Origin of the sequence: Streptomyces sp. NBC_01352 (assembly GCF_036237295.1) — a bacterium.
GTDB classification, from domain to species: Bacteria; Actinomycetota; Actinomycetes; order Streptomycetales; family Streptomycetaceae; genus Streptomyces; species Streptomyces plumbiresistens.
Map to the genome: position 1 here is coordinate 7,492,129 of NZ_CP108354.1, position 24,619 is coordinate 7,516,747.

Below are 24,619 nucleotides of genomic sequence, written 5' to 3' on the forward strand. Positions count from 1 at the left end.
TTTGTGGACCCCCGACAAAAGACTAGAGCTGGAGATCCCCGTCGGCCAGACGCCCCAGGATCAGCGCGATGCGCAGCGTGAACGCCGAACGTACATCGGAGGGCGACCAGCCGGTGACGTCAGTCACACGTCGGAGCCGGTAGCGCACGGTGTTGGGATGGACGAAGAGCATACGGGCGGCGCCTTCGAGGCTGCTCGCCTGTTCCAGATAGACGGCGAGCGTCTCCAGGAGCGCCGAGCCGGCCTCCTCCAGCGGTCTGTAGATCTCCTCCACCAACTGGTCGCGGGCCGCGGGGTCCCCGGCCATCGCGCGCTCCGGAAGCAGATCGTCCGCCAGGACCGGGCGCGGGGCGTCCTGCCAGGCAGAACACGCCTTCAGGCCGGCCGCGGCGGCCTGCGCGGACCGGGTCGCGGCCTGCAGATCGGGGACGATGGGCCCCGCCACCACCGGCCCGGCGGCGAACGGCCCGATCAGCGACTTGGCGACGGCGAGCGGGTTGTCGCTGCCACCGGCGATGACCACGAGCCGGGACCCGAGCACCCCGGTCAGCACCTGGAGCTTGGCGTGCCGGGCGGCCCGCCGGATGGCCTCGACGGTCAACTCACTGTCACCGTCGGGAGCGTTGCCCAACACCACGCACACATGCTCGGGCGAGTTCCAGCCAAGGGCGGCGGCCCGGCTGACGGCCCCCTCGTCGGCCTCCCCGCTCAGCACCGCGTTCACGACGAGCGACTCCAGGCGTGCGTCCCAGGCGCCGCGTGCCTCGGCGGCCTGGGCGTACACCTGGGCGGTGGCGAAGGCGATCTCACGGGCGTACACGAGGAGGGCCTCGCGCAGCACGTTCTCGTCGCCCGGGGCCGCCACCTCGTCGATCGCCGACTCCATGACCTCGATCGTGGTGCGCACCATCTCGACGGTCTGCCGCAGGGTGATCGCCCTGGTCAGCTCGCGGGGCGCGGTTCCGAAGACGTCGGTGGAGATGGCCTGCGGGGCGTCCGGGTGCCGGAACCACTCGGTGAAGGCGGCGATACCGGCCTGTGCGACGAGCCCGATCCAGGAACGGTTCTCCGGGGGCATGGCCCGGTACCACGGCAGCGTCTCGTCCATACGCTGGATGGCCTGCGCGGCGAGACGCCCGGACGACTTCTCCAGTCGCTTCAGCGTCGCGGGGTGCGGATGGACATCGGGCGCGGCCGCATTGCCGGCGTGGGATTCGGGTTCGGGCACGGGACAAGACTGCCTTATCCGGACGGGAGTACGCGTGCCCGGGTACCGGTGAGGACTACGGTGGGGTCCGTGATGGACGTACGGCGCGCCACGGAGCGCTACCGAGGCGGTGACCCGGGGACCGGAATCCAGTCCCTGCACGCCTTCTCCTTCGGCCCGCACTACGATCCCGACAACCTCCGCTTCGGCGCGCTGATCGCCTGCAACGAGGAGCGGCTCGCCCCCGGCGCCGGCTTCGACGAGCACCCGCACAGCCACACCGAGATCGTGACCTGGGTCGTCGAGGGCGAACTGACCCACCGCGACTCGACGGGCCACGAGACGCTCGTCCGCCCCGGCGACGTCCAGCACCTGAGCTCGGCGGCGGGCGTCCGCCACATCGAGCGCAACGACGGTCCGACCCCCCTGACCTTCGTCCAGATGTGGCTGGCCCCTCTGGAGCCGGGCGGCGACCCCTCCTACGACATCGTCCACGGCATCGCGGACTCCACCCCCTACGCCGTCCCCGAGGCCGGCGCCATGCTCCACGTACGGCGCCTGGCGGCGGGGGAGCGCACGGCGGTACCGGACGGGCCGTACGCGTACGTCCAGGTCGTACGCGGCGAAGTAGCCCTGGACGGCGAGGAGTTGACCCCGGGCGACGCGGCACGCATCACGGACGCGAAGGATCTGGAGGCGGTGGGAGTGACGCGGGCGGAGCTGCTGATCTGGGAGATGACGGTCTGACCGGCGTGCGGCCCGCTGCCGGGGGCTCCGCCTCCAGACCCGACTCGGTCGGCCAGGAGGCGAGCCCGAAGACCACTTCGCGCCCTGCCGAGCCGGGCAAGGCCCACCCCTCGACCCACCGAGTCGGGTGGTGGGTGGGCAAAGGTTCGGGGGTTCCAGGGGGCGGAGCCCCCTGGGGACGGGACGGGTAGGGGCGGCGGGGGCGAAAGAAGCCCGGCGGAAACCCCGGCCGACCTCAGCCCCGCACCTCCGCCAGCACCGCGTCCGTGAACACCGGCCACGCCTCGACCGCCCAGGGCCCGAACGCACGGTCGGTGAGCGCGACGCACGCCACCCCCGCGTCCGGGTCGAGCCACAGGAACGTACCGGACTGCCCGAAGTGCCCGAAGGCCCGCGGCGAGGACGACGACCCCGTCCAGTGCGGGGACTTGGAGTCCCGGATCTCGAAGCCCAGCCCCCAGTCGTTCGGGTTCTGGTGGCCGTACCCCGGCAGCACACCCTTCGTCCCCGGGTACTGCACCGTCATCGCCTCGGCGACCGTACGGGCATCCAGCAGCCGCGGCGCCTGGACCTCAGCCGCGAACCGTGCGAGGTCGTCCACGGTGGACACGCCGTCCTTGGCCGGGGAACCCTCCAGCGTCGTCGAGGTCATCCCCAGCGGCTCCAGCACCGCCTGGCGCAGATACTCGCCGAACGGGATCTCCGCCGCCTTGGCGATGTGGTCCCCGAGCTGCTCGAACCCGGCGTTGGAGTACAGCCGCCGCTCCCCGGGCGAGGCCGTCACCTTGTGCTCGTCGAAGGCCAGGCCCGCGGTGTGTGCGAGCAGATGACGGACCGTCGCCCCGGGCGGCCCGGCCGGCTCGTCGAGCTCGATCGCCCCCTCCTCGTACGCGACGAGGGCGGCGTACGCGGCGAGCGGCTTGGTCACCGAGGCCAGTGGGAAGCGCTGCCCGACCGGGCCGTGGGTACCCAGCAGGGTCCCGTCCGCCCGTACGACGGCCGCCGCGGCGGTGGGAACCGGCCAGTTCTCGATCAAGGCGAGGCTCTGCAAGGACATGCCGTCGAGCCTAAGCCGCTCAGAGCCTCATCCCCATCGCGGGGTCCGGCTTGCGGGCGAAGCCGAGGGAGGCGTACAGCGGCTCGGCCTCCTTGGACGCGGTCAGCAGGACCTGGCCGGCGCCCCGCTCGCGGAACCAGGCGAGGAGTTCCTCCATGCAGGCCCGCGCGTAGCCGCGGCGGCGGGCGTCCGGGTCGGTGGCGACGCTGAAGACGTAGCCGGCGAGCCCGCGAGGATTGCCCGCCTTGCCGATCCGGTAGTCGATGGTGCCGACCACCAGGGCCGCCAGCGCCCCCGGCCGCTCCGGGTGGTCGACGACGAAGGCCGCGAAGTCCCCGTCGGGCTCGGACAGCCGGGCACGCAGGGCGGGCAGGCCCTCCGCGTGCCACTCGGTGTCCCCGGCGTCCGGACCGGACTGCGAATCGATCATCACCTGGCGCAGACGCAGAACTTCCTCCGCGTCCTCGGTCGTGGCACGGCGTACAAGACTCATGCCCCGCACGCTAGCCAGCCGGCCTGTGCGGCGTCCTGCCGATTTCTTACCGGTACCGCTTGCTTCGAGTGCACTCCAAGGCCATAGCGTTGAGGTCATGACGGTGATGGAAACCACGGGTACCAGTACCGACAGCTGTGCCGCCCCGGAGTATCAACCCGGTCGACGCCCGGACGGCCAGGACAGCTACACGATCAGCGAGGTGGTCGCGATCACCGGCCTGACCGCGCACACCCTGCGCTGGTACGAGCGCATCGGCCTGATGCCGCACATCGACCGCTCGCACACCGGCCAGCGTCGCTACTGCAACCGCGACCTCGACTGGCTCGACCTCGTCGGCAAGCTCCGGCTGACCGGTATGCCGGTGGCGGACATGGTGCGGTACGCGGAACTGGTCCGCGAGGGCGACCACACGTACACGGACCGCTTCGAGCTGCTGAAGGAGACCCGCGAGGACGTCCTCGCGCGGATCGCCGAACTCCAGGACACGCTCGCGGTTCTCGACCGGAAGATCAATTTCTACGCGGACGCCGGGCGGGCCCTGGCGTCGGAGAGGTCCTGATGACGGACGGCAAGATCCCCACGGTCCGACTCGGCGACGACGGCCCCGAGGTCGGTGTACAGGGCCTCGGCTGCATGGGCATGAGCTTCGCCTACGGCCCCACGGACGCCGGCGAGTCCAGGGCCACGCTGGAGCGGGCCCTGGAACTCGGCGTCACCCTGTTCGACACGGCGGACGCGTACGGCGCGGGGGAGAACGAGAAGTTCCTCTCCCCGTTCTTCAAGGCGCACCGCGACGAGGTCGTGATCGCCACCAAGTTCGCCCTGTCCATCCCCCCGGACGACCCGACCCGGCGGGTCATCCGCAACGACCGGCCCTACATACGCCAGGCCGTCGAGGCGAGCCTCAAGCGCCTCGACGTCGACGTCATCGACCTCTACTACATGCACCGGCGCGATGTGAACGTGCCGATGGAGGACACCGTCGCCGCGATGGCGGAGCTGGTGCGCGAGGGCAAGGTCAAGCACCTGGGCCTGAGCGAGGTCACGGCCGACGAGCTGCGCACCGCGCAGTCCGTCCACCCGATCGCCGCCCTGCAGTCGGAGTGGTCGCTGTTCAGCCGGGACATCGAGGCGAACGTGGTGCCGACGGCCCGCGAACTGGGCGTGACCCTGGTGCCGTACTCCCCGCTCGGCCGCGGCTTCCTCACCGGCTCCTTCGCCGACGCGGACAAGGACCTGACGGCCGACGACTTCCGCCGCCACCAGCCTCGCTTCACCGGCGAGAACGCGTCCGCCAACGTGGCCCTGCTGGACCCGATCCGCACGGTGGCCGAGGCGCACGGGGCCTCGCTCGGGCAGATCGCCCTGGCGTGGGTCCAGCAGCAGGCCTCGGTGCACGGCCTCCCGCTCGTCCCGATCCCCGGCACCCGCAAGGTCAGCCGCGTCGAGGAGAACACGGCGGCGACCCGGATCGAGCTGACGAAGGGTGAGCTGGAGCTCCTGGAGCCGATCGCAGCGAAGGTGGCGGGCGACCGCTACGCGGACATGACGTTCACCTCTGCAGGGCGCGAGTAGCTACGACTTCCGCAGGCCGCGAGTAGCTACAGCTCCGCCAGCAACTCCGCCTTCTTCACCGAGAACTCCTCATCCGTCACCAGCCCGGCCTGATGCAGCTCCCCAAGGTGACGGATGCGCTCGGCGATGTCGGCGGGGTCGCGGCGGGGCGCCGTCGTGGCCACGGCCGCGACCGGCCCGCGCTCGCGGACGGCGGCCAGCACGGCCGCCGCGAACGGCAACGACTCGTGCACCGGCCCGTATCCCAACCCGAACACCACAGCCGCCGGGTCCTGGTCCGCCTGGGCTGGCGGCGCCCCCGCGTCCCGCCGCACCAACCGCAGATGTCCCTCGAACACCTCCGGCGACCGCCACTCCACCCCGGTCAGCTCGGAGACCGGGAAACTCTGGTCGCCGGCCTTCCACTTCGCCGACGACGCCCCGGTCCAGAACCACCGGAAGCGCACGGTCCTGCCATCGAAGGACGCCTTGCCGTCGTACGCCTTGAACTGCAGCGGCACTTCGGGGGCCGGCACCAGAAACCTTTCGGCCGGCTCGTCGTCCTGCTTCAGCCGCGCGCGCAACTCGTCGGCGTAGTACTCGGCGAGCGTCTCCTTGCCGGCCGGCAGCACCAGCCGGTACGGATCGCACCCTTCCTTGAGCTGCCCCTCGGCCGCCTCCATCAACGGATCGGCGCCGGGGCGCGGTTGGGCACGCAGGACCACCGTCCCGCGTTTGCCGGGGGTGAGTGTCACCCCGGCCAGCGCGTCGAGGGGGATGCGGCGTTCCCCGAGCGCCTGGAACAGCTTGGGTGTTCGAATCCCCCGTTCGTAGCGGATGAGCACGGAGTCGGAGTCGAACTCCCAGGCGGCATGAAATCCGGCCAGTACGTCACCCATGCGGCTCATCGTATGCGGCACGCGCTCCTTCGTCCCCTCCCCGCGCATCCGTGGATTTCTCCTTCTCTACGCGCGTCCGGCCGACGCCGCCCCGGACAAACCCGCCCGGCAGGCTTCGGTATCTCCCGCACAGTGCACCGAGCGGTATGCGCCAGTGCCGATGTCGGCGAAGTTCGACAGGCTCTCCGTGCCGGGCTCGAAGTAGCCGCTGTGTCCGTCCGCGCCCTGCGAGGACAGCACGCGCGCGCCGAACGCGGCGGACATCGGGTCCGCCCCGTGGCCGAGCCCTCCGACCTCCAGGTACGGCACGTCCTGCACCCAGTCGTCGGCGTCCCGCATCGCCCACACATGCGCGGAGGTGTGCAGGTGGGACGCGTTCGCCACCCGCATCCCGGGGCTGCCGGCCACCGCGATGTCGGCCACCCGGTCCGGCAGCGTCCGCGCGGCGAGGCCGCACACCACCGAGCCGTAGCTGTGGCAGAACAGGGAGACCGGGGTGCCACCGGGCAGGGCCCGCACCAGCGCGTTCAGCCGGACCGCCCCGTCCGCCGCGCGCATCGCGGTGGCCGAGTCGATGCCGAGCCCGCTGGGCGCGGTGTAGTCGGCCCAGGCGATGACGGCCGTACGCGTCGACGGACTCGCCGCGCGCTCGGCCCGGTACAGGGCCTTGGCCATGCCGACCGGCGCGGAGTACTGCCGGGAGGTGCGCTGGAAGGTGAGCAGGTCGGTGTCGACACCGGGGACGACGACCGAGACCCGTTCCGCCCTACGCAGACTGCCGAAGACCTCGGCGACCCGGCCCGAGCCGTCGGGGTCGAAGGCGAGGATGTGGCGGCCCTTGGTCATCAGCGCGACGTAGCGGTGCATGCGCCGCCCGGCCTCCTGCTGCCCGTCAGGGGTGAGCCGTACGTCGTGCATGCGTTTCAGCTCGACCTTGCGGGCCTGGTCGAGCGCGATGCGGTTGGCGCGGTAACGCAGCTCGACGGGGGCGCCGTTCATGTTGCCGACGGCGAGCGGATAGCGCCTCACGAGGCTGCCGCGCTGCTGTGCGGTGAGTGAGGCGAAGAACCGGGCGAGACGGTGGGGGGTCGTCTCCTGCGGGTCGGGCAGCCGGTGCCCGGCGATGCTGCCGTGCTCCCAGTCCGAGAGCGATGCCTGGATCGCGGTGCTGCTCGGCTGACTGCGCAGTGCCGTCCAGCCGGTGGTGGCCAGCATCACGAACACCACGGCCAACGCGAGCAGTGCGCGCCAGACGTTCAGTTGCGGGGAGGTGTCGAAGGAAGTCACTGAAAGGACACACTAGGAGAACGAGAGGGTCTCGCGTTAACCAAGTGGCGTGAATCACGTTTGGACAAAGCGGGGTCTTCGGTGCATAGTGCGGTCGCCTTCAGGCCGTTCGCCAGTTTCCGGTCAACGCCGGTCCCACCTGCTCGAGGTACCTGACCGTCAGGGCGCGGATCGCGTCGAGGCTGAAGTCCTCGCCGGTGCTCCACTGCCGTTCCGTCACCCGTATCACCCCGCTGAACACGGCCACCGTCAGCCGGGGGCGCGGGTCGGTGTCCACGTCGAGGCCCTCGCGCTCGGCGAGCACCCCGGCGATGATCTCCTCGATCTCCGCGGAGCGGCGCAGATGGGCGGCGAGCAGGACGGGCGTCGACTCGATCACCCGGGACATGCGCAGATGCAGCTCCACGGGTACGACGGATTCGACGATCTCGTTGAGCGTGTCCCAGCCCTCCAGTACCGCCTGCCGCAGCGCCTCCATCGGCGCCTCGTGCGCCGGGCGCTGGCGCACCGACTCGACGAAGCGCTCGATCGTCATCTCCTGGACGGCGAGCGCGGCCTCCTCCTTGTTGGCGAAGTAGCGGAAGAAGGTGCGCTGCGAGACGTCGACCGCCTCGGCGATGTCGTCGACGGTCGTCTGTTCGTACCCCCGGCCGACGAACAGTTCGAGGGCGGCCCTGATCAGCGCGTCACGGGTGCGCTGCCTCTTGCGCTCGCGCAGTCCCGGCCGTGCCGCGGTGTCCATGGGGCCTCTCCCTGCGAATAACAATCACTGTCGTGACAGTTACCGACTTGTGAATTGGTTTGTCAATTGTCAGTGGCTGTCATTAGCCTCGAACGCATGACTAGTCAGACCACCATCGACAAGACGGGGCCGGGGGACAAGGCACCATCCGCCTCGTCCGGCGGGTCGCCTGCCTCCGGGCTGCGCGGCCACCCCTGGTTCACGCTCATAACCGTCGCGGTCGGGGTCATGATGGTGGCCCTGGACGGCACCATCGTGGCCATCGCCAACCCGGCCATCCAGTCGGACCTGAAGGCGAGCTTCGCCGACGTCCAGTGGATCACCAACGGCTACTTCCTCGCCCTCGCGGTCTCCCTGATCACCGCGGGCAAGCTCGGTGACCGCTTCGGCCACCGGCAGACCTTCCTGATCGGCGTGGTCGGCTTCGCCGCCGCCTCCGGTGCCATCGGAATGTCCGACAGTATCGCGCTGGTCGTCAGCTTCCGGGTCCTGCAGGGCCTGTTCGGCGCGCTGCTGATGCCGGCCGCGCTCGGCCTGCTGCGCGCGACCTTCCCGGCCGAGAAGCTCAACATGGCCATCGGTATCTGGGGCATGGTCATCGGCGCCTCCACCGCCGGCGGCCCGATCCTCGGCGGCGTCCTGGTCGAGCACGTCAACTGGCAGTCGGTGTTCTTCATCAACGTGCCGGTCGGCATCCTCGCCGTAGCCCTCGGCGTGTTCATCCTGCTCGACCACCGCGCCGAGAACGCCCCGCGCTCCTTCGACATCCTGGGCATCGCGCTGCTGTCGGCCGCCATGTTCTGCCTGGTGTGGGCGCTCATCAAGGCCCCGGAATGGGGCTGGGGCTCCGGCACGACCTGGACCTTCCTCCTCGCGTCCGTCGTCGGCTTCGCGCTCTTCGCCTTCTGGGAGACGAAGGTCAAGGAGCCGCTGATCCCGCTGGCCCTGTTCCGCTCGGTCCCGCTGTCGGCGGGTGTCGTCCTCATGGTCCTCATGGCGATCGCCTTCATGGGCGGCCTGTTCTTCGTCACCTTCTATCTGCAGAACGTGCACGGTATGGGCCCGATCGACGCCGGTCTGCACCTGCTCCCGCTCACCGGGATGATGATCGTGGGCTCCCCGCTCGCAGGCGCGATGATCACCAAGCTGGGCCCGCGCATTCCGCTGGCCGGAGGCATGGCCGCCGTCGCCATCGCCATGTTCGGGATGTCCACCCTGGACGCGGGCACCGGCAGCGGTCTCATGTCGCTCTGGTTCGCCCTGCTGGGCCTCGGCCTCGCACCCGTCATGGTCGGCGCCACCGAGGTCATCGTCGGCAACGCCCCGATGGAGCTCTCCGGCGTCGCCGGCGGACTCCAGCAGGCCGCGATGCAGATCGGCGGCAGCCTCGGTACGGCCGTCCTGGGCGCCGTGATGGCCTCCAAGGTGGACAGCGACCTCGCGGGCAACTGGAAGGACGCGGGACTCCCGCCGCTCTCGCCGGCCCAGCTCGACCAGGCCTCCGAGGCGGTCCAGGTCGGTGTGCCACCGGTCGCCCAGGGCACGCCGGAGGCGGTCGTCGCGAAGATCACCGACGTCGCGCACGACACCTTCGTCTCCGGCATGAGCCTGGCGTCCCTGGTCGCCGCCGGGGTCGCCGTCCTCGCCGTCCTGGTCGCGATGCTCACCAAGCGCGGCGAGAACGCCGAGGCGGGCGCGGGCGTCGGGCACATCTGACCCCGATACACCCCGTCCTTCTCCAACCCCGGGAGGAATACGCGGAGTTCCCCTATCAGGGTGACAACGCTAAAGATTCCTCGCACCCGGTACGCGCCGCAGGTCACAGTGGGTCAAGCCCTCCGGTGCGGCATGTTCCCCAGGCAAGTTCGGGACGTTCGTACGACGAATGAGGGCGACCGGATCTGCGGCGCGCTGCCGGAGGGGGGCGGCGCGCCGCAAGGCCGGAGGATTAGGCACCGCATCGGGGGTACTCGCATCGTCGAACCCGGAACGAACCCAACCAACCGAGGGGTTCAGGGAGTTGATGATGGCGGGCTTCGGACACGGAACGCGCAGGTACCCCCGCTCACGTAGCCGGACGTGGTCACGGAGCGGGCCGGATCGCGCGACGCTCGGAATCATCGGAGTCATCTGTGCGATCGCCGGATTCTTTGTGCTGGGGATCATCCTCGGCCCCGTCGCGATCGTCTGCGGCTGGCTCGCCATGGGCCGCAGCTGGGCGGGTACCCGCCCCGTCACGGCCCTGGTCGCCCTGGTACTGGGCGCCATCGACACGCTCCTGGCGGTCATCTGGATCGCCGGAGCGGCAACCCCGGGCACGGGCATGTTCTGACCCGGGGGCGTGAGGGAAGGGCCCCCGGTGGGACGCCGGGGGCCCACCCGCGTCCGCCGCCGTCAGTCCGCGGGCAGTCGTGCCGCTGGGGCGGCACGGGTGGGCGCGGACGGCACCCCGTCAGCGCCGGGCTGCGCGCCCCCCAGCCGCAGCCCCGCTCACTGCCGAACTGACCCCTCCTGCAACGCCGCGACCTCCGCCCGCAGCGCCCGCACCTCATCGGTCAGCAACCGGATCGCCTCCGTCTGCCGCCGCTCCTCCACGTCGTCCTTCTCGAACCGGGCGATGAACCACGCGGCGATGTTCGCGGTCACCACACCCAGCAGCGCGATCCCGGACAGCATCAGCCCCACGGCGATCATGCGCCCGAGGCCGGTGGTCGGCGCGTGGTCCCCGTACCCCACGGTCGTCATCGTCGTGAACGACCACCACACCGCGTCACCCAGCGTCCTGATGTTCCCGTCCGCCGACTCCCGCTCCACCGACAGCACGGCCAGCGACCCGAACATCAGCAGCCCGACCACCGCCCCCGCGACATACGTCGTCAGCCGGATCTGCGAGGCCATCCGCGCCCGCCGCTGCACCAGCACCAGCGTCGACACCAGCCGCAGCAGCCTGAGCGGCTGGATCAGCGGCAGCACCACCGCGCACAGGTCCAGCCAGTGCGTCCGTACGAACCGCCGGCGATCCTCCGCGAGGACCAGCCGCACCAGGTAGTCGACGGCGAAGGCCCCCCACACCGCCCACTCGACGGCCGTGCAGGCGAGGGTCAGCGACCGGCTCGCCGGGCTGACCACGATGGGCACGGCGTAGGCGACGGCGAACAGCACGGCGAGCGCCAGCAAAGGCCGTTGGGTGCGCCGCTCCCAACGCACCTGCGGCGTCTGTTCCTTCATGCCCGCATCGTAAAGAAGTGGTGAAGCAGTGAGGGCGGTGGGGCCACAGGCCCCACCGCCCTCACTCGGTCATGCGCTCCGCGCTACGCGTCGCCGCCCGCGGCCCCCGGGTCCGCCGCCGACACGTCGAGCAGCTGGTAGCGGTCGATGGCCTGCTTCAGCGCCGACCGGTCGACCTTGCCCTCCTTCGCCAGCTCGGTCAGCACGCCCACCACGATCGACTGCGCGTCGATGTGGAAGTAGCGGCGTGCCGCCCCACGGGTGTCGGCGAAGCCGAAGCCGTCGGCGCCCAGCGACTGGTACGTCCCCGGCACCCACCGCGCGATCTGGTCCGGAACCGACCGCATCCAGTCGGACACGGCCACGAACGGTCCCTCCGCGCCGGACAGCTTCCGCGTCACGTACGGCACCCGCTGCTCCTCCTCGGGGTGCAGCAGGTTGTGCTCCTCGCAGGCCACGGCCTCGCGCCGCAGCTCGTTCCAGGAGGTCGCCGACCAGACGTCGGCCTTCACGTTCCACTCCTCGGCGAGGATCTTCTGCGCCTCGACCGCCCACGGCACCGCGACACCGGACGCCATGATCTGCGCCGGGATCGACCCCGACGTGCCCTGAGCGAAGCGGTGGATGCCCTTGACGATGCCCTCGGCGTCCACGTTCGCCGGCTCGGCCGGGTGCTGGATCGGCTCGTTGTAGACGGTGAGGTAGTAGAAGACGTCCTCGCTGTCGGGGCCGTACATCCGGCGCAGCCCGTCCTGCACGATGTGCGCGATCTCGAAGCCGTAGGCCGGGTCGTACGCCACACAGCCCGGGTTGGTCGAGGCGAGCAGCTGCGAGTGGCCGTCCGCGTGCTGGAGGCCCTCACCGGTCAGGGTCGTACGGCCCGCGGTCGCACCCAGCACGAAGCCGCGCGCCAGCTGGTCGGACATCTGCCAGAACTGGTCGCCGGTGCGCTGGAAACCGAACATCGAGTAGAAGACGTACACCGGGATGAGCGGCTCGCCGTGCGTGGCGTACGACGAACCCGCGGCGATCAGCGAGGCGGTGCAGCCCGCCTCGGAGATGCCGTCGTGCAGCATCTGCCCGGTCGGCGACTCCTTGTACGCGAGGAGCAGGTCCCGGTCCACGGCCTCGTACTGCTGGCCGAGCGGGTTGTAGATCTTCGCGCTCGGGAAGAAGGAGTCCATGCCGAAGGTGCGGTACTCGTCCGGCGCGATCAGCACGAACCGCTTGCCGATCTCCTTGTCCCGCATGAGGTCCTTCAGGAGCCGCACAAAGGCCATGGTCGTCGCGATGGACTGCTGGCCCGAGCCCTTCTTCACGGTCGCGTACGTCTTGTCGTCCGGCAGCGGGAGCGGCTGCGAGCGCACGACGCGCGTCGGGACGTAACCGCCGAGCGAGTTGCGGCGGTCGTGCATGTACTGGATCTCCTCCGAGTCCCGGCCCGGGTGGTAGTAGGGCGGCGCGCCCGACTCCAGCTCCTTGTCGGAGATCGGCAGGTGCAGCCGGTCGCGGAAGCCCTTGAGGTCGGCGACCGTCAGCTTCTTCATCTGGTGCGTGGCGTTGCGGCCCTCGAAGTTCGGCCCCAGCGTCCAGCCCTTGATCGTCTTGGCGAGGATCACGGTCGGCTGGCCCTTGTGCTCCGCGGCCGCCTTGTACGCCGCGAAGATCTTCCGGTGGTCGTGACCGCCGCGCCCCAGGTGCAGGATCTGGTCGTCGGTCATGCCCTCGACCATCGCGCGCAGCCGGTGGTCGTCGCCGAAGAAGTGGTCGCGGATGTACGCGCCGGTCTCGGTGGCGTACGTCTGGAACTGCCCGTCCGGCGTGGTGTTCATCTTGTTGACCAGCACGCCGTCGCGGTCCTGCGCCAGCAGCGGGTCCCAGGTGCGGTCCCACACCAGCTTGATGACGTTCCAGCCGGCGCCGCGGAAGATCGACTCCAGCTCCTGGATGATCTTGCCGTTGCCGCGCACCGGGCCGTCGAGCCGCTGCAGGTTGCAGTTGACCACGAAGGTGAGGTTGTCCAGGCCCTCACGGGCGGCGATGGACAGCTGGCCGAGCGACTCGGGCTCGTCCATCTCGCCGTCGCCGAGGAACGCCCACACCTGCGACTTGGAGGTGTCCGCGATCCCGCGCGCGTGGAGATAGCGGTTCATCCGGGCCTGGTAGATCGCGCCGATCGGGCCGAGGCCCATCGACACGGTCGGGAACTCCCAGAAGTCCGGCATCAGCCGCGGATGCGGGTAGCTGGACAGGCCGTACGGCGCCTTCGACTTCTCCTGCCGGAACGCGTCCAGGTTCTGCTCGCTGAGGCGGTCGAGGAGGAACGCGCGGGCGTAGATGCCCGGGGAGGCATGCCCCTGGAAGAAGACCTGGTCGCCGCCGTCGCCCTCGTCCTTGCCGCGGAAGAAGTGGTTGAAGCCGACGTCGTAGAGGGAGGCCGAGGAGGCGAAGGTGGCGATGTGGCCGCCGACGCCGATGCCGGGCCGCTGGGCGCGCGAGACCATGACCGCGGCGTTCCACCGGGTCGCGTTCAGGATCCGGCGTTCGATCTCCTCGTTGCCCGGGAAGAACGGCTCAGCCCTGGTGGGGATGGTGTTCACGTAGTCCGTGCTGCGCATCTCCGGCACGGCCACGCGCTTCTCGCGGGCGCGCTCGATGAGCCGCAGCATCAGGTAGCGGGCCCGTTCCCGGCCGCGCTCGTCCACAGCGGCGTCGAGGGAGTCGAGCCACTCCTGGGTCTCTTCGGGATCGAAGTCAGGAACCTGACTCGGAAGGCCGCCAATGATGATCGGATTGCGATCGGATCCGGAAGCCACGCTGTTCCTTACCTGTCAGAGGGCTGCTTTGCGAGGGATTCCTCGGGGTTTTCGTATGCCTGCACCGTTCCCCATCGTGTACCTCGGCGTCGCAAACGTCATCTCTACTGTGAGGTAATCAGAGCCTGGTGCGCACGGACGCCCCCAAGTGGGGTTCCCAAACGTACAAACAGGGCACATGGGTGTGGGCTGCATCACCTCGGACTGGGGCGGTGTGCCGTAGGTTGCGGCGACACGGCCGGTATCGTCACCGTTTCGGCGGTCCGAACGGCCGGGTACTTGCGCGATCGGTCCCGCCCGTGTGGACTACGGCCATTGCTTCGCGCACGCGCGTGGCTGAGACATTCACCAAGACATGATCAGGAGGCAACCCGTGAGCGCGACCGCGGACCACGCGGAGGAGCGGACGAACCCTGCCGTCAGGCTGGGGTTCCAGCCCGAGCAGGTGGTCCAGGAGATCGGCTACGACGACGACGTAGACCAGGAACTCCGCGAGGCCATTGAGGAAGTCATCGGCACAGACCTCGTGGATGAGGAATACGACGACGTCGCCGACGCCGTTGTGCTGTGGTTCCGCGACGAGGACGGCGACCTGACCGACGTACTGGTGGATGCCATCACGTACATCGAAGAGGGCGGTTCGATCCTGCTGCTGACGCCGAAGACCGGCCGGGACGGCTACGTGGAGCCGAGCGACATCTCTGAAGCCGCGACCACGGCAGGGCTGTCCGCGTCCAAGAGCGTCAGCGTCGGCAAGGACTGGAGCGGCAGCCGGCTGGTGACGCCGAAGGCCGCGAAGTCCAAGAAGTAGCCCGCAGCGCCGGACGGGCTGGTCAGCACTCGGCAGTGGCCGAGACCCCCAGCCCGTCCGAAGCCCCTCGGTGATCGCTGCGTAGGGTGGTTCTCACCCGAACAGCCCACGAAGGGACATCCGAGGCGATGGCGATCCAGATCGGCGAGAAGGCCCCCGACTTCGAGCTCAAGGACAACCACGGCGCGACCGTGAAGCTGTCCGACTTCCGCGGCAGCAAGAACGTCGTACTGATCTTCTACCCCTTCGCCTTCACGGGCGTGTGCACCGGCGAGCTGTGCGAGCTGCGCGACCACCTGCCGCAGTTCTCCGACCGCGACACCCAGCTGCTCGCCGTCTCGAACGACTCCATCCACACCCTGCGTGTCTTCGCCGAGCAGGAGGGTCTGGAGTACCCGCTGCTCAGCGACTTCTGGCCGCACGGCGAGGTCAGTCGCGCGTACGGCGTCTTCGCCGAGGACAAGGGCTGCGCGGTGCGCGGCACCTTCGTCATCGACAAGGAGGGCCTCGTGCGCTGGACCGTCGTCAACGCCCTGCCGGACGCGCGCGACCTGAACGAGTACGTCAAGGCGCTCGACACCCTGTGATTCTTCGGTTCCATGCCATGCGTGGTACGGGAACCCGTCACTAGGATCGACTCGTTGATCCGACATCGAACGCACGGCGGGGCCTCCCAGCCCCCGGACACCAATGGAGGACTCGTGGGAGTCAGCCTCAGCAAGGGCGGCAACGTATCGCTGACCAAGGAGGCCCCGGGCCTGACCGCGGTCATCGTCGGTCTGGGGTGGGACATCCGCACCACCACCGGCACGGACTTCGACCTGGACGCCAGCGCGCTGCTGCTGGACGCGTCCGGCAAGGTCACCAGTGACGCCAACTTCATCTTCTTCAACAACCTCAAGAGCCCGGACGGCTCGGTCGAGCACACCGGCGACAACCTCACCGGTGAGGGCGAGGGCGACGACGAGCAGATCAAGGTCAACCTCGCCGCCGTCCCGGCCGACGTCGACAAGATCACCTTCCCGGTGTCGATCTATGACGCCGAGAACCGCCAGCAGTCCTTCGGCCAGGTGCGCAACGCGTTCATCCGCGTCGTGAACCAGGCCGGCGGCGCCGAGATCGCGCGGTACGACCTCTCCGAGGACGCCTCCACCGAGACCGCCATGGTCTTCGGCGAGCTCTACCGCAACGGCCCGGAGTGGAAGTTCCGTGCCATCGGCCAGGGCTACGCCTCGGGCCTGCGCGGCATCGCCCAGGACTTCGGCGTGAACGTCTGAGCCCACGGCGGGTCTCACCGTCCGGCGCCGCACGGTTTGCGTGCGGCGCCGGACGTGCAGGACAAGCAGAGAAGGACTGTCTCGGGGAGGGACCAGCATCATGGGCGTCACGCTCGCCAAGGGAGGCAATGTCTCCCTGTCCAAGGCCGCACCCAACCTCACCCAGGTGACGGTCGGGCTCGGCTGGGACGCGCGCTCCACCACCGGCGCGCCCTTCGATCTCGACGCCAGCGCGCTGATGTGCAACAACGGCCGGGTGCTGGGGGACGAGTGGTTCGTCTTCTACAACCAGCTCAAGAGCCCGGACGGCTCGGTCGAGCACACCGGTGACAACCTCACCGGTGAGGGCGAGGGCGACGACGAGTCGCTGCTGATCGACCTCTCCAAGGTGCCGCCGCAGTGCGACAAGATCGTCTTTCCCGTCTCCATCCACCAGGCCGACGAGCGCGGCCAGAGCTTCGGCCAGGTGAGCAACGCCTTCATCCGCGTGGTCAACCAGGCCGACGGCCAGGAACTCGCTCGCTACGACCTCAGCGAGGACGCCTCCACAGAGACCGCGATGATCTTCGGCGAGGTCTATCGCTACCAGGGGGAATGGAAGTTCAGGGCCGTGGGGCAGGGGTACGCGTCGGGGCTGCGGGGCATCGCTCTAGACTTCGGAGTCAATGTTTCGTAAAGCCGAGTACGGCGCGATAGAAATCCGTACTTACAGGATTGGGTAGCCAGTGGTTCTGAAAACCTTCGGCTGGTCGTTCGCGGTCACCGCGCTCGGCCTCGTCGCGGCGGTCTTCTACGGGGGGTGGACCGGCTTCGGCGTCGTGGCGATCCTCTCCGTCCTCGAGATCTCGCTGTCCTTCGACAACGCAGTGGTCAACGCCGGAATCCTGAAGAAGATGTCTGCCTTCTGGCAGAAGATCTTCCTTACCATCGGCGTGCTCATCGCCGTGTTCGGCATGCGACTGGTCTTCCCCGTCGTCATCGTCGCCGTCAGCGCCTCGATGGGTCCGATCGAGGCCGTCGACCTCGCCCTCACCGACAAGGACCGCTACGAGCAGCTGGTGACCGACGCTCACCCGTCGATCGCCGCCTTCGGTGGCATGTTCCTGCTGATGATCTTCCTCGACTTCATCTTCGAGGACCGGGACATCAAGTGGCTGGGCTGGCTCGAGCGGCCGCTCGCCAAGCTCGGCAAGATCGACATGCTCTCGGTCTGCATCGCCCTGATCGTGCTGCTGATCTCCGCGATGACCTTCGCGACCCACGCCCACCAGCACGGCGGCACCCACGTCGACAAGGCGGAGACGGTCCTCCTCTCCGGTGTCGGCGGCCTCATCACCTACATGATCGTCGGCGGTCTCTCCGGCTTCTTCGAGAACAGGCTCGAAGAACAGGAGGAACGCGAGCACGAGGAGGAGGAAGCCGCCGAACGCCAGGGCAAGCCCCGCTCGGCGGTCGTCATGGCCGGCAAGGCCGCGTTCTTCATGTTCCTCTACCTCGAGGTCCTGGACGCGTCCTTCTCCTTCGACGGCGTGATCGGTGCCTTCGCCATCACCAACGACATCGTCCTGATGGCGCTGGGTCTGGGCATCGGCGCGATGTACGTCCGGTCGCTGACCGTGTACCTCGTCCGCCAGGGCACCCTCGACGAGTACGTCTACCTGGAGCACGGCGCGCACTACGCGATCGGCGCCCTCGCCGCGATCCTCCTGATCACCATCCAGTACCAGATCAGCGAGCTCATCACCGGTTCCGTCGGTGTGCTCCTGATCGGCTGGTCCTTCCTGTCCTCCGTGCGCCGCAACAGGGCACTGGCAGCGGCCGAGGGAAAAGCGGGCTCGGACGACAAGACTGAGGTGTCGTCCGGGGTGTGACACCCTCCGGGGTGAGGAACGCTCTGTGCGGGGCGGCGTCGAGGCGAGTCCTCGGCGCCGCCCCGCCGGTCTTTGACGTGAAGGTGGGGCGGGAATGGGTTTCTTCGACGGGCTCCGGCGCGGGCAGGAGTCCGACTTCGACTCGGGCAACGCGGCGACCAACTCCATCGAGCTGACCAAACGGCACGGCCAGGTCTCCCTCACCAAGCAGGGCGCCGCCACCGGGCATCTGCGCATCAACCTGGCCTGGCGCATGCGGACGTCCGACTTCGGCGGCTCCCAGCGGGAGAGCCTGCTGCGGCACCCCTTCAGGGCGCTCAAGCCGCCGGAGGTCCTCGGGCACAGCCAGAGCATGGTCAACGTCGACCTCGACCTGGGGTGCCTGTACGAGCTCCAGGACGGCACCAAGGGCGTTGTGCAGCCGCTCGGGGGCTACCTCGGGGAGATCAACGGGGCGCCGTACGTGAAGCTCAGCGGGGACGACCGGTTCGGGTCGGCCTCCGGGGAGACGATCTACGTCAACCTCGACCATCGGGACGCGATCAAGCGGCTGCTGGTGTTCGTGTACATCTACGACCAGACGCCGGCGTTCGACCGTACGCACGCGATCGTCACGCTGTATCCCAGCAACGGGCCGCGGATCGAGATAGGTCTCGACGAGCGGCATCCCCAGGCTCGGTCGTGCGCGGTGGTGATGATCGAGAACGTGAAGGGGGAGCTGATCGTTCGGCGTGAGGTGAAGTTCGTCTACGGGTTCCAGGCGGAGCTGGACCGGCTGTACGGGTGGGGATTGCAGTGGGGGCGGGGCTACAAGGCGAAGGCGGAGCGGTGAGCGCTCGCCCACTCACAGCCCCGCGCCCCTTCACCGCCCGATGAACTGAGGTCCCTGAGGAGGCAGCCGGAACTCCTGCGCCGGTGCCGCCGTCACCGGCTGCGGGTAGCCGTAGCCGCCCGGGGCTCCCGTCGTCGCCGCGGCCGGGGTCTGCGGGTAGCCGTACGCAGGCTGGACCGTGGGAGCGGGCTGCTGGGGGTAGCCGTAGTCCGGCTGGGCCGGGACCATCGTGGGCTGTTCCGGGGGGAGGGGCTGGGAGGTCTCCGGGGGCGACTGGGCCGCGGGCTCGTCCGGGGTCTGCTGCTCCTCCGACTCGTCCACCGCGATGCCGAAGTCGGTGGCGAGGCCCTGAAGGCCGTTGGAGTAGCCCTCGCCCAGCGCGCGGAACTTCCAGCCCTCGCCGCGGCGGTACAGCTCGCCGCAGATCAGGGCGGTCTCCTCGCCGGTCTCCGGCTTGATGTCGAAGTGCGCCAGCGGCTCGCCGTCGGCCACCGTGGCGTCGTACAGCAGGATGCACAGCCCCTGGACGCGGTCGAAGGTGACGTCGTCCGCGGAAGCGACCAGCAGAATCCGGCTGACATCGGACTCGACACCGGCGAGATCTGTCTGGATCGTGTCCGTGGGCCCCTCGGCGACCCGCTTCTTGCCGAGCAGCCAGACCTTTCCGGAGGGGTGGCGGGGCTGGTTGTAGAAGACGAAGTCCTCGTCGGATCGCACACGACCGTCAGGGCCGAGGAGCAGCGCCGAGGCGTCGACGACAGGGCTCCCCTGCACGGGCGCCCAGCGCAGCACGGCGCGTACCGTGGTGGCTTCGAGCGGGACGTTCGACCCCTTCAGCATCGCGTGCGTCATGCGGTCATCCTGCCCTCTCGGTCCTGCTCACGACAACGCGGGGTCGCAGATCCGTGTGTTTGGCTGTGCATGGGTGTGTGTGTCCGCGTTACCTGAAATTCATGCCCTGCGGGAACCTAGGACATGGATCCCTACGTACTATTACCGGCCACCTGTGGACAGCCCGCAGGAGTCCATCAGCGTCCACGGGGGAGTTCTATGCGTCATTTCGGGCACATCGCCCCTGAGGTGCGGCAGCGCCTCTTCCACCTGGAGCCGTGCGAGTTCACCGCGGACTCCTCGGCCCGGCTGCTCGCCGTGGCCCTGGGCGCCACGCTCTACAGTCCGGCCACCCGGCCACGGCTCGCCGACGACATCGTCAAGCAGACCGGACGTGGCGTCGTCTCGATGGTGCTGTGCCTCGAGGACTCGATCGCCGACGAGGAGGTCGCGGACGCCGAGGAGAACCTCGTCCGGCAGTTCAAGGACCTCGCCGGGTACGACGGCATGGACCTGCCACTGCTGTTCATCCGGGTCCGCACGCCCGAGCAGATCCCCGACCTCGTGAAGCGTCTCGGTACCGCCGCCCGGCTGCTGTCCGGGTTCGTGATGCCGAAGTTCACCGAGGAGCGCGGCATCCCCTTCCTGGAGGCGCTGGCGAGCGCCGAGACCGCGAGCGGGCGGCGGCTCTTCGCGATGCCCGTGCTGGAGTCGCCCGAGCTGCTGTACCGGGAGTCGCGGGTGGAGACCCTGGAGGGCATCTCCCGCGCGGTCGACAAGTACCGCGAGCGCGTCCTGGCGCTGCGCCTCGGCGTGACGGACTTCTGCTCCTCGTACGGCCTGCGCAGAGCGCCCGACATGACCGCCTACGACGTCCAGGTCGTCGCCTCCGTGATCGCCGACGTGGTGAACATGATGGGCCGGGCCGACGGCACCGGGTTCACGGTGACCGGGCCGGTGTGGGAGTACTTCCGCGTCCAGGAGCGCATGTTCAAGCCGCAGCTGCGCCGCAGCCCCTTCCTGGAGGGCAAGGCCGAGGAACTGCGCGAGGCGCTCATCGAGCACGCCATGGACGGCCTGCTGCGCGAGATCACCCTCGACCAGGCCAACGGCCTGCAGGGCAAGACCTGCATCCACCCCTCCCACGTGCTGCCCGTGCACGCACTCTCCGTGGTCAGTCACGAGGAGTTCAGTGACGCCCAGGACATCCTGCGGTCCGAGCGGGGCGGCGGCGGCGTGCTCAGGTCGGCGTACACGAACAAAATGAATGAAGTGAAGCCGCACCGCGCCTGGGCCGAGCGGACCCTGCTGCGCGCCGAGGTGTTCGGTGTGGCGAACGAGGACATCGGCTTCGTCGAGCTGCTCGCGGCCGGAATCCCCGATTGAGACCGCTGACCACCAAGGGACGTATGAACCACGCAGTGAACAAAGCCGTCTGGTCCGGCAGCTGGGTCGCCGAGCGACTCGGCGTCGAACTGGTGGGCGACGACGGGCTGACCGAACTGCTGGGGCTGGCGCTGCGCCGCAACCCCAAGCGGGCGCACCTGCTGGTGTCGAACGTGCTCGGCAAGCACGTCCCGCAGTCGCCGTCCGTCGTCTACGGCCACGGCTTCACCCTCGGCCGCCGCGTCCGCGACCTGCTCGGCACCGACGAGGCCCGCCGGGCGGTCGTCCTCGGCTACGCGGAGACCGCCACCGGCCTCGGCCACTGTGTCGCCGACGGCGTGGGCCTCGCGCCCTACCTGCACTCCACCAGGCGCCCGGTCCCGGGCGTCGCCACGGCCGGCGGCTTCGAGGAGTCCCACTCGCACGCCACCTCCCACCTGCTGCTGCCCGAGGACCCGGCGCTGCTGGTCGGGGACGGGCCGCTGGTCCTGGTCGACGACGAGTTCTCCACCGGCAACACGATCCTCAACACCATCCGTGACCTGCACGAACGCTATCCGCGCGAACGGTATGTGGTGGTCGCCCTCGTCGACATGCGCTCGGCGGCCGACGCCGGCCGCCTGGACGAGTTCGCGCGGGAGATCGGCGCCCGGGTGGACCTGGTGGCGGCCGCCTCGGGGACCGTACGGCTGCCGGAGGGGGTGCTGGAGAAGGGGCAGGAGCTGGTGGCCCGGCACGAGGCCGCGGCCGTCCCCGCCCCGCCGCCGTACGGCCGGATCGCCCGCGTCGACCTGCGCTGGCCCCGCGGCCTGCCCGACGGCGGGCGGCACGGGTTCACGCCGCAGCACCGAATACGCCTGGAGAGCGCACTGCCCGCCATGGCCGCCCGGCTCGCCGAGGCGCTGCCCCCGAAGGCCCGGCGCGTGCTCGTCCTCGGCTTCGAGGAGCTGATGTACGCCCCGCTCAGGCTGGCCCGCGAGCTGGAGCAGCTCGTAGACGCCGTCGACGCCGCCGACACCGGCAGCGCCGAGGTGCGCTACTCCACCACCACCCGCTCACCCGTCCTCGCGGTCGACGACCCCGGTTACGCGATCCGCAGCCGCCTCGTCTTCCCGGCCCACGACGACCCGGCCGACGGCTCCGGCGAGCGCTACGCCTACAACGTCGCCGGCGGCGGCTTCGACGCCGTCATAGCCGTCGTCGACTCGGCCGCCGACACCCCCGAACTGCACGCGTCCGACGGCCTGTTGGCCCGGCTGGCCGCACACACCCCGCACGTGGTCCTCGCGGTCGTACCGTCGTACGTCCCCGAGTCGCTGTACGTTCCCGAAAGGCCCGCCATGCTGCCCGAGCCCCTCCGTGGCCCCGCCTTCTCCTCGTACCCGCCCGAGGAGGTCGGCTGGCTGCTCCAGGATCTCTCGGACGTGACGCTGGAGGCGCCGACCGAGGAGCGCGAGGAGGCCATCCAGAGCGGCGGCGCGCACTACGCGGAGTCGCTGCCGGTGGAGTACCAGCCCAGCGAGCAGTACCAGGAGCTGTTCCACACGGCGCTGGAGGCGTCCGCGGGGCGACTGGCGCTGGCGGTGGGCGCGGTCACCGAGCTCGTGCTCGCCGAGCGCTCTCCCCGGCCGGTGCTCGTCTCGCTGGCCCGCGCGGGCACGCCGATCGGTGTGCTGATGCGCCGCTGGGCCCAGTTCCGGCACGGCCTCGACCTTCCCCACTACGCCGTCTCCATCGTGCGCGGCCGCGGCATCGACGCCAACGCGCTGCGCTGGCTGGCCGCCCACCACGACCCGGCCGACGTCGTCTTCGTCGACGGCTGGACCGGTAAGGGCGCCATCACCCGCGAACTCGCCGACGCGGTCAAGGAGTTCGAGGGCGGGGGCGGTGCGGTGGGCTTCGACCCGGAGATCGCGGTGCTGGCCGACCCCGGCTCGTGCGTGCGGACGTACGGCACCCGCGAGGACTTCCTCATCCCGTCCGCGTGCCTCAACTCGACCGTCTCCGGCCTGATTTCGCGCACCGTCCTGCGCGCCGACCTGGTCGGCCCCAACGACTTCCACGGCGCGAAGTTCTACCGCGAACTCGCCGGCGCCGATGTGTCGGTGGCCTTCCTGGACGCGGTCGCCGCCCGCTTCCCCGAGGTCGGGGACGCGGTGGACGCGCAGGCCAAGGAACTGCTGTCCGGCGACCGCGAACCGACCTGGGAGGGCTGGGCGGCCGTCGAGCGCATCAGCGAGGAGTACGGCATCCACGACGTGAACCTCGTCAAGCCCGGCGTCGGCGAGACCACCCGGGTGCTGCTGCGCCGGGTGCCCTGGAAGATTCTCGCGCGGGCCGGGGCGGGCGCCGACCTCGACCATGTGCGTCTGCTGGCCGAACAGAGAGGTGTCCCGGTGGAAGAGGTCGCCGAACTCCCGTACACCTGCGTGGGGTTGATCCACCCCAAGTACACGCGGGGCGCGACGGGCGCCGACGGCAAGGCGGTGACGGTCTGATGCCGGTGCTGGTGGCGAGCGACCTCGACCGTACGCTGATCTACTCCGCGGCGGCCCTCGCGCTGACCATGCCGGACGCGCGGGCGCCCCGGCTGCTGTGCGTCGAGGTGCACGAGAGCAGGCCGCTGTCGTTCATGACGGAGACCTCGGCGGCCCTGCTCACCGAACTCGGCGACGCGGCGGTCTTCGTCCCGACGACGACCCGGACCCGCAAGCAGTACCAGCGCATCAACCTCCCCGGCCCCACGCCCACGTACGCGATCTGCGCGAACGGCGGGCACCTCCTGGTGGACGGCGTCTCCGACCCCGACTGGCACGCGCGCGTGACGGCCCGCCTCGCCGACGAGTGCGCCCCGCTCGACGAGGTGCGCGAGCACCTGATGACGACGGCCGACCCGCTCTGGGTGCGCAAGCACCGCGACGCCGAGGGCCTCTTCGCCTACCTGGTCGTCGAGCGCGAGCTGCTCCCCGAGGAATGGGTGAAGGAACTCGCCGTCTGGGCGGAGAACCGCGGCTGGACGGTGTCCCTCCAAGGCCGCAAGATCTACGCCGTCCCGAAGCCGCTCACCAAGAGCGCCGCCATGCACGAGGTCGCCCGCCGCACCGGCGCCGAGCTCACCCTCGCCGCCGGGGACTCCCTCCTCGACGCCGACCTGCTCCTGGCGGCGGACCGGGGCTGGCGCCCGGGCCACGGCGAACTCGCCGACGCCGACTGGAGCGCCCCGACGGTCAGCGCGCTGCCGGAGCGGGGCGTGCTGGCGGGGGAGCGGATCCTGCGGGAGTTCCTGCGGGAGGCGCGGCAAGCCTGACCCGTCAGCCGCAGCAGCCCCCGCCGCAGCAGCCGCCCCCGCCACCACCGCCCGACCCGGGCGCGGGGGCGGGCGCGGAGGCCGAGCCGCCCACCGCCACTGTCGACAGGAGCTTGACCGTGTCGTCGTGGCCCGCGGGGCAGTCGGCGGGGGCGGAGGACTCCGCCATCGGACGGCTCAGTTCGAAGGTGTCGCCGCAGGTCCGGCAGCGGTACTCATAGCGAGGCATGCGCACAGGTTAACCGGCGTACGGCCGCCGTCGTAGGGGCAC

At 69.9% G+C, this 24,619-nt stretch carries 24 protein-coding genes; 14 read left to right on the top strand and 10 right to left on the bottom strand.

What is annotated here, in order from left to right:
- Positions 1-22 precede the first annotated feature (22 nt).
- The gene (locus tag OG252_RS34735) at positions 23-1,228 is read right to left on the bottom strand and encodes a PucR family transcriptional regulator (protein WP_266440056.1); all 1,206 of its coding nucleotides are present in this window, start codon (positions 1,226-1,228) and stop codon (positions 23-25) included.
- Between the two features lie 72 nt (positions 1,229-1,300).
- Here OG252_RS34735 and OG252_RS34740 point away from each other — a divergent pair, with 72 nt between their 5' ends.
- Positions 1,301-1,954 (top strand): pirin family protein, encoded by a 654-nt coding sequence (locus OG252_RS34740; RefSeq protein WP_329345253.1) that lies wholly within the window; start codon positions 1,301-1,303, stop codon positions 1,952-1,954.
- A 235-nt stretch (positions 1,955-2,189) separates the two neighbouring features.
- Here OG252_RS34740 and OG252_RS34745 read toward each other — a convergent pair whose 3' ends face one another.
- Positions 2,190-3,011: a serine hydrolase domain-containing protein gene (locus tag OG252_RS34745; protein ID WP_329341121.1), complete on the bottom strand. Its 822-nt coding sequence runs from the start codon at positions 3,009-3,011 to the stop codon at positions 2,190-2,192.
- Positions 3,012-3,030: 19 nt separating this feature from the next.
- Positions 3,031-3,504: a GNAT family N-acetyltransferase gene (locus OG252_RS34750; RefSeq protein WP_266440060.1), complete on the bottom strand. Its 474-nt coding sequence runs from the start codon at positions 3,502-3,504 to the stop codon at positions 3,031-3,033.
- Between the two features lie 97 nt (positions 3,505-3,601).
- Between OG252_RS34750 and OG252_RS34755 the strand changes: the two genes are divergently transcribed.
- Both OG252_RS34755 and OG252_RS34760 read left to right on the top strand, forming a co-directional pair.
- Positions 3,602-4,066 carry a MerR family transcriptional regulator gene (locus tag OG252_RS34755; RefSeq protein ID WP_266440062.1) on the top strand — a complete coding sequence of 155 codons (465 nt, stop codon included), beginning with the start codon at positions 3,602-3,604 and terminating at the stop codon, positions 4,064-4,066.
- The gene (locus OG252_RS34760; protein WP_329341122.1) at positions 4,066-5,082 is read left to right on the top strand and encodes an aldo/keto reductase; all 1,017 of its coding nucleotides are present in this window, start codon (positions 4,066-4,068) and stop codon (positions 5,080-5,082) included. Before OG252_RS34755 ends, OG252_RS34760 begins: the two co-directional genes overlap by 1 nt.
- 26 nt (positions 5,083-5,108) lie before the next feature.
- Here the strand turns inward: OG252_RS34760 and OG252_RS34765 are convergent, their stop codons facing one another.
- The 3 genes from OG252_RS34765 to OG252_RS34775 all read right to left on the bottom strand — a co-directional run bounded on the left by OG252_RS34765 (position 5,109) and on the right by OG252_RS34775 (position 7,989).
- On the bottom strand, positions 5,109-5,969 hold the full coding sequence (locus OG252_RS34765; protein WP_329345255.1) for a DUF4429 domain-containing protein: 861 nt from the start codon (positions 5,967-5,969) through the stop codon (positions 5,109-5,111).
- A 57-nt stretch (positions 5,970-6,026) separates the two neighbouring features.
- The gene (locus tag OG252_RS34770) at positions 6,027-7,247 is read right to left on the bottom strand and encodes an alpha/beta hydrolase (RefSeq protein ID WP_329341124.1); all 1,221 of its coding nucleotides are present in this window, start codon (positions 7,245-7,247) and stop codon (positions 6,027-6,029) included.
- Positions 7,248-7,347: 100 nt separating this feature from the next.
- Positions 7,348-7,989: a TetR family transcriptional regulator gene (locus OG252_RS34775; protein ID WP_266440068.1), complete on the bottom strand. Its 642-nt coding sequence runs from the start codon at positions 7,987-7,989 to the stop codon at positions 7,348-7,350.
- A 96-nt stretch (positions 7,990-8,085) separates the two neighbouring features.
- Here OG252_RS34775 and OG252_RS34780 point away from each other — a divergent pair, with 96 nt between their 5' ends.
- Positions 8,086-9,705, top strand: coding sequence for an MFS transporter (locus tag OG252_RS34780; RefSeq protein WP_266440070.1), 1,620 nt, complete (start codon positions 8,086-8,088; stop codon positions 9,703-9,705).
- 307 nt (positions 9,706-10,012) lie between these two features.
- Positions 10,013-10,321, top strand: coding sequence for a small hydrophobic protein (locus OG252_RS34785; RefSeq protein ID WP_266440072.1), 309 nt, complete (start codon positions 10,013-10,015; stop codon positions 10,319-10,321).
- Between the two features lie 158 nt (positions 10,322-10,479).
- Here the strand turns inward: OG252_RS34785 and OG252_RS34790 are convergent, their stop codons facing one another.
- Together OG252_RS34790 and aceE are read right to left on the bottom strand one after the other, a co-directional pair.
- Entirely contained in the window at positions 10,480-11,217 is a 738-nt protein-coding gene (locus tag OG252_RS34790) for a potassium channel family protein (protein WP_266440073.1), read from the bottom strand.
- A gap of 83 nt (positions 11,218-11,300) precedes the next feature.
- On the bottom strand, positions 11,301-14,033 hold the full coding sequence (aceE, locus tag OG252_RS34795; RefSeq protein WP_266440075.1) for a pyruvate dehydrogenase (acetyl-transferring), homodimeric type: 2,733 nt from the start codon (positions 14,031-14,033) through the stop codon (positions 11,301-11,303).
- A 373-nt stretch (positions 14,034-14,406) separates the two neighbouring features.
- Between aceE and OG252_RS34800 the strand changes: the two genes are divergently transcribed.
- The 6 genes from OG252_RS34800 (at position 14,407) to OG252_RS34825 (ending at position 18,824) form a co-directional block, all read left to right on the top strand.
- On the top strand, positions 14,407-14,844 hold the full coding sequence (locus tag OG252_RS34800; protein ID WP_217240558.1) for a DUF3052 domain-containing protein: 438 nt from the start codon (positions 14,407-14,409) through the stop codon (positions 14,842-14,844).
- A gap of 128 nt (positions 14,845-14,972) precedes the next feature.
- Complete coding sequence (locus tag OG252_RS34805) at positions 14,973-15,431, top strand: peroxiredoxin (protein ID WP_266440077.1); 459 nt, start codon at positions 14,973-14,975, stop codon at positions 15,429-15,431.
- A 114-nt stretch (positions 15,432-15,545) separates the two neighbouring features.
- Complete coding sequence (locus OG252_RS34810; protein ID WP_307674513.1) at positions 15,546-16,121, top strand: TerD family protein; 576 nt, start codon at positions 15,546-15,548, stop codon at positions 16,119-16,121.
- A 100-nt stretch (positions 16,122-16,221) separates the two neighbouring features.
- A complete protein-coding gene (locus OG252_RS34815) occupies positions 16,222-16,797 on the top strand; it encodes a TerD family protein (protein ID WP_266440081.1) in 576 nt (191 codons plus the stop codon).
- A 49-nt stretch (positions 16,798-16,846) separates the two neighbouring features.
- Positions 16,847-17,992 carry a DUF475 domain-containing protein gene (locus OG252_RS34820; RefSeq protein WP_266440082.1) on the top strand — a complete coding sequence of 382 codons (1,146 nt, stop codon included), beginning with the start codon at positions 16,847-16,849 and terminating at the stop codon, positions 17,990-17,992.
- A 94-nt stretch (positions 17,993-18,086) separates the two neighbouring features.
- Positions 18,087-18,824, top strand: a complete 738-nt coding sequence (locus OG252_RS34825) for a TerD family protein (RefSeq protein WP_266440083.1) — start codon at positions 18,087-18,089, stop codon at positions 18,822-18,824.
- Positions 18,825-18,854: 30 nt separating this feature from the next.
- Here OG252_RS34825 and OG252_RS34830 read toward each other — a convergent pair whose 3' ends face one another.
- The gene (locus tag OG252_RS34830) at positions 18,855-19,676 is read right to left on the bottom strand and encodes a TerD family protein (RefSeq protein ID WP_266440085.1); all 822 of its coding nucleotides are present in this window, start codon (positions 19,674-19,676) and stop codon (positions 18,855-18,857) included.
- Positions 19,677-19,874: 198 nt separating this feature from the next.
- On the opposite strand from OG252_RS34830, the gene OG252_RS34835 reads away from it, so the two are divergent.
- Genes OG252_RS34835 through OG252_RS34845 form a run of 3 tightly spaced genes read left to right on the top strand, consistent with a single transcriptional unit; the run spans position 19,875 to position 24,348 of the window.
- The gene (locus OG252_RS34835; RefSeq protein ID WP_329341133.1) at positions 19,875-21,041 is read left to right on the top strand and encodes an HpcH/HpaI aldolase/citrate lyase family protein; all 1,167 of its coding nucleotides are present in this window, start codon (positions 19,875-19,877) and stop codon (positions 21,039-21,041) included.
- 23 nt (positions 21,042-21,064) lie between these two features.
- A complete protein-coding gene (locus tag OG252_RS34840) occupies positions 21,065-23,539 on the top strand; it encodes a phosphoribosyltransferase (RefSeq protein ID WP_329341135.1) in 2,475 nt (824 codons plus the stop codon).
- Positions 23,539-24,348 (top strand): HAD family hydrolase, encoded by an 810-nt coding sequence (locus tag OG252_RS34845; protein ID WP_329341137.1) that lies wholly within the window; start codon positions 23,539-23,541, stop codon positions 24,346-24,348. The genes OG252_RS34840 and OG252_RS34845 overlap by 1 nt, the downstream gene beginning before the upstream one ends.
- A gap of 4 nt (positions 24,349-24,352) precedes the next feature.
- Here the strand turns inward: OG252_RS34845 and OG252_RS34850 are convergent, their stop codons facing one another.
- Positions 24,353-24,577, bottom strand: a complete 225-nt coding sequence (locus OG252_RS34850) for an FmdB family zinc ribbon protein (RefSeq protein ID WP_266440093.1) — start codon at positions 24,575-24,577, stop codon at positions 24,353-24,355.
- Positions 24,578-24,619: the final 42 nt, after the last annotated feature.

Excerpts from the sequence above, each read along its gene's own strand:
- OG252_RS34740 (WP_329345253.1), top strand. The coding sequence starts at position 1,301 with ATGGACGTACGGCGCGCCACGGAGCGCTACCGAGGCGGTGACCCGGGG.
- OG252_RS34745 (WP_329341121.1), bottom strand. The coding sequence starts at position 3,011 with ATGTCCTTGCAGAGCCTCGCCTTGATCGAGAACTGGCCGGTTCCCACC.
- OG252_RS34750 (WP_266440060.1), bottom strand. The coding sequence starts at position 3,504 with ATGAGTCTTGTACGCCGTGCCACGACCGAGGACGCGGAGGAAGTTCTG.
- OG252_RS34755 (WP_266440062.1), top strand. The coding sequence starts at position 3,602 with ATGACGGTGATGGAAACCACGGGTACCAGTACCGACAGCTGTGCCGCC.
- OG252_RS34760 (WP_329341122.1), top strand. The coding sequence starts at position 4,066 with ATGACGGACGGCAAGATCCCCACGGTCCGACTCGGCGACGACGGCCCC.
- OG252_RS34765 (WP_329345255.1), bottom strand. The coding sequence starts at position 5,969 with ATGAGCCGCATGGGTGACGTACTGGCCGGATTTCATGCCGCCTGGGAG.
- OG252_RS34775 (WP_266440068.1), bottom strand. The coding sequence starts at position 7,989 with ATGGACACCGCGGCACGGCCGGGACTGCGCGAGCGCAAGAGGCAGCGC.
- OG252_RS34780 (WP_266440070.1), top strand. The coding sequence starts at position 8,086 with ATGACTAGTCAGACCACCATCGACAAGACGGGGCCGGGGGACAAGGCA.
- OG252_RS34785 (WP_266440072.1), top strand. The coding sequence starts at position 10,013 with ATGATGGCGGGCTTCGGACACGGAACGCGCAGGTACCCCCGCTCACGT.
- OG252_RS34790 (WP_266440073.1), bottom strand. The coding sequence starts at position 11,217 with ATGAAGGAACAGACGCCGCAGGTGCGTTGGGAGCGGCGCACCCAACGG.
- OG252_RS34805 (WP_266440077.1), top strand. The coding sequence starts at position 14,973 with ATGGCGATCCAGATCGGCGAGAAGGCCCCCGACTTCGAGCTCAAGGAC.
- OG252_RS34815 (WP_266440081.1), top strand. The coding sequence starts at position 16,222 with ATGGGCGTCACGCTCGCCAAGGGAGGCAATGTCTCCCTGTCCAAGGCC.
- OG252_RS34825 (WP_266440083.1), top strand. The coding sequence starts at position 18,087 with ATGGGTTTCTTCGACGGGCTCCGGCGCGGGCAGGAGTCCGACTTCGAC.
- OG252_RS34830 (WP_266440085.1), bottom strand. The coding sequence starts at position 19,676 with ATGACGCACGCGATGCTGAAGGGGTCGAACGTCCCGCTCGAAGCCACC.
- OG252_RS34835 (WP_329341133.1), top strand. The coding sequence starts at position 19,875 with ATGCGTCATTTCGGGCACATCGCCCCTGAGGTGCGGCAGCGCCTCTTC.
- OG252_RS34840 (WP_329341135.1), top strand. The coding sequence starts at position 21,065 with ATGAACCACGCAGTGAACAAAGCCGTCTGGTCCGGCAGCTGGGTCGCC.
- OG252_RS34845 (WP_329341137.1), top strand. The coding sequence starts at position 23,539 with ATGCCGGTGCTGGTGGCGAGCGACCTCGACCGTACGCTGATCTACTCC.
- OG252_RS34850 (WP_266440093.1), bottom strand. The coding sequence starts at position 24,577 with ATGCCTCGCTATGAGTACCGCTGCCGGACCTGCGGCGACACCTTCGAA.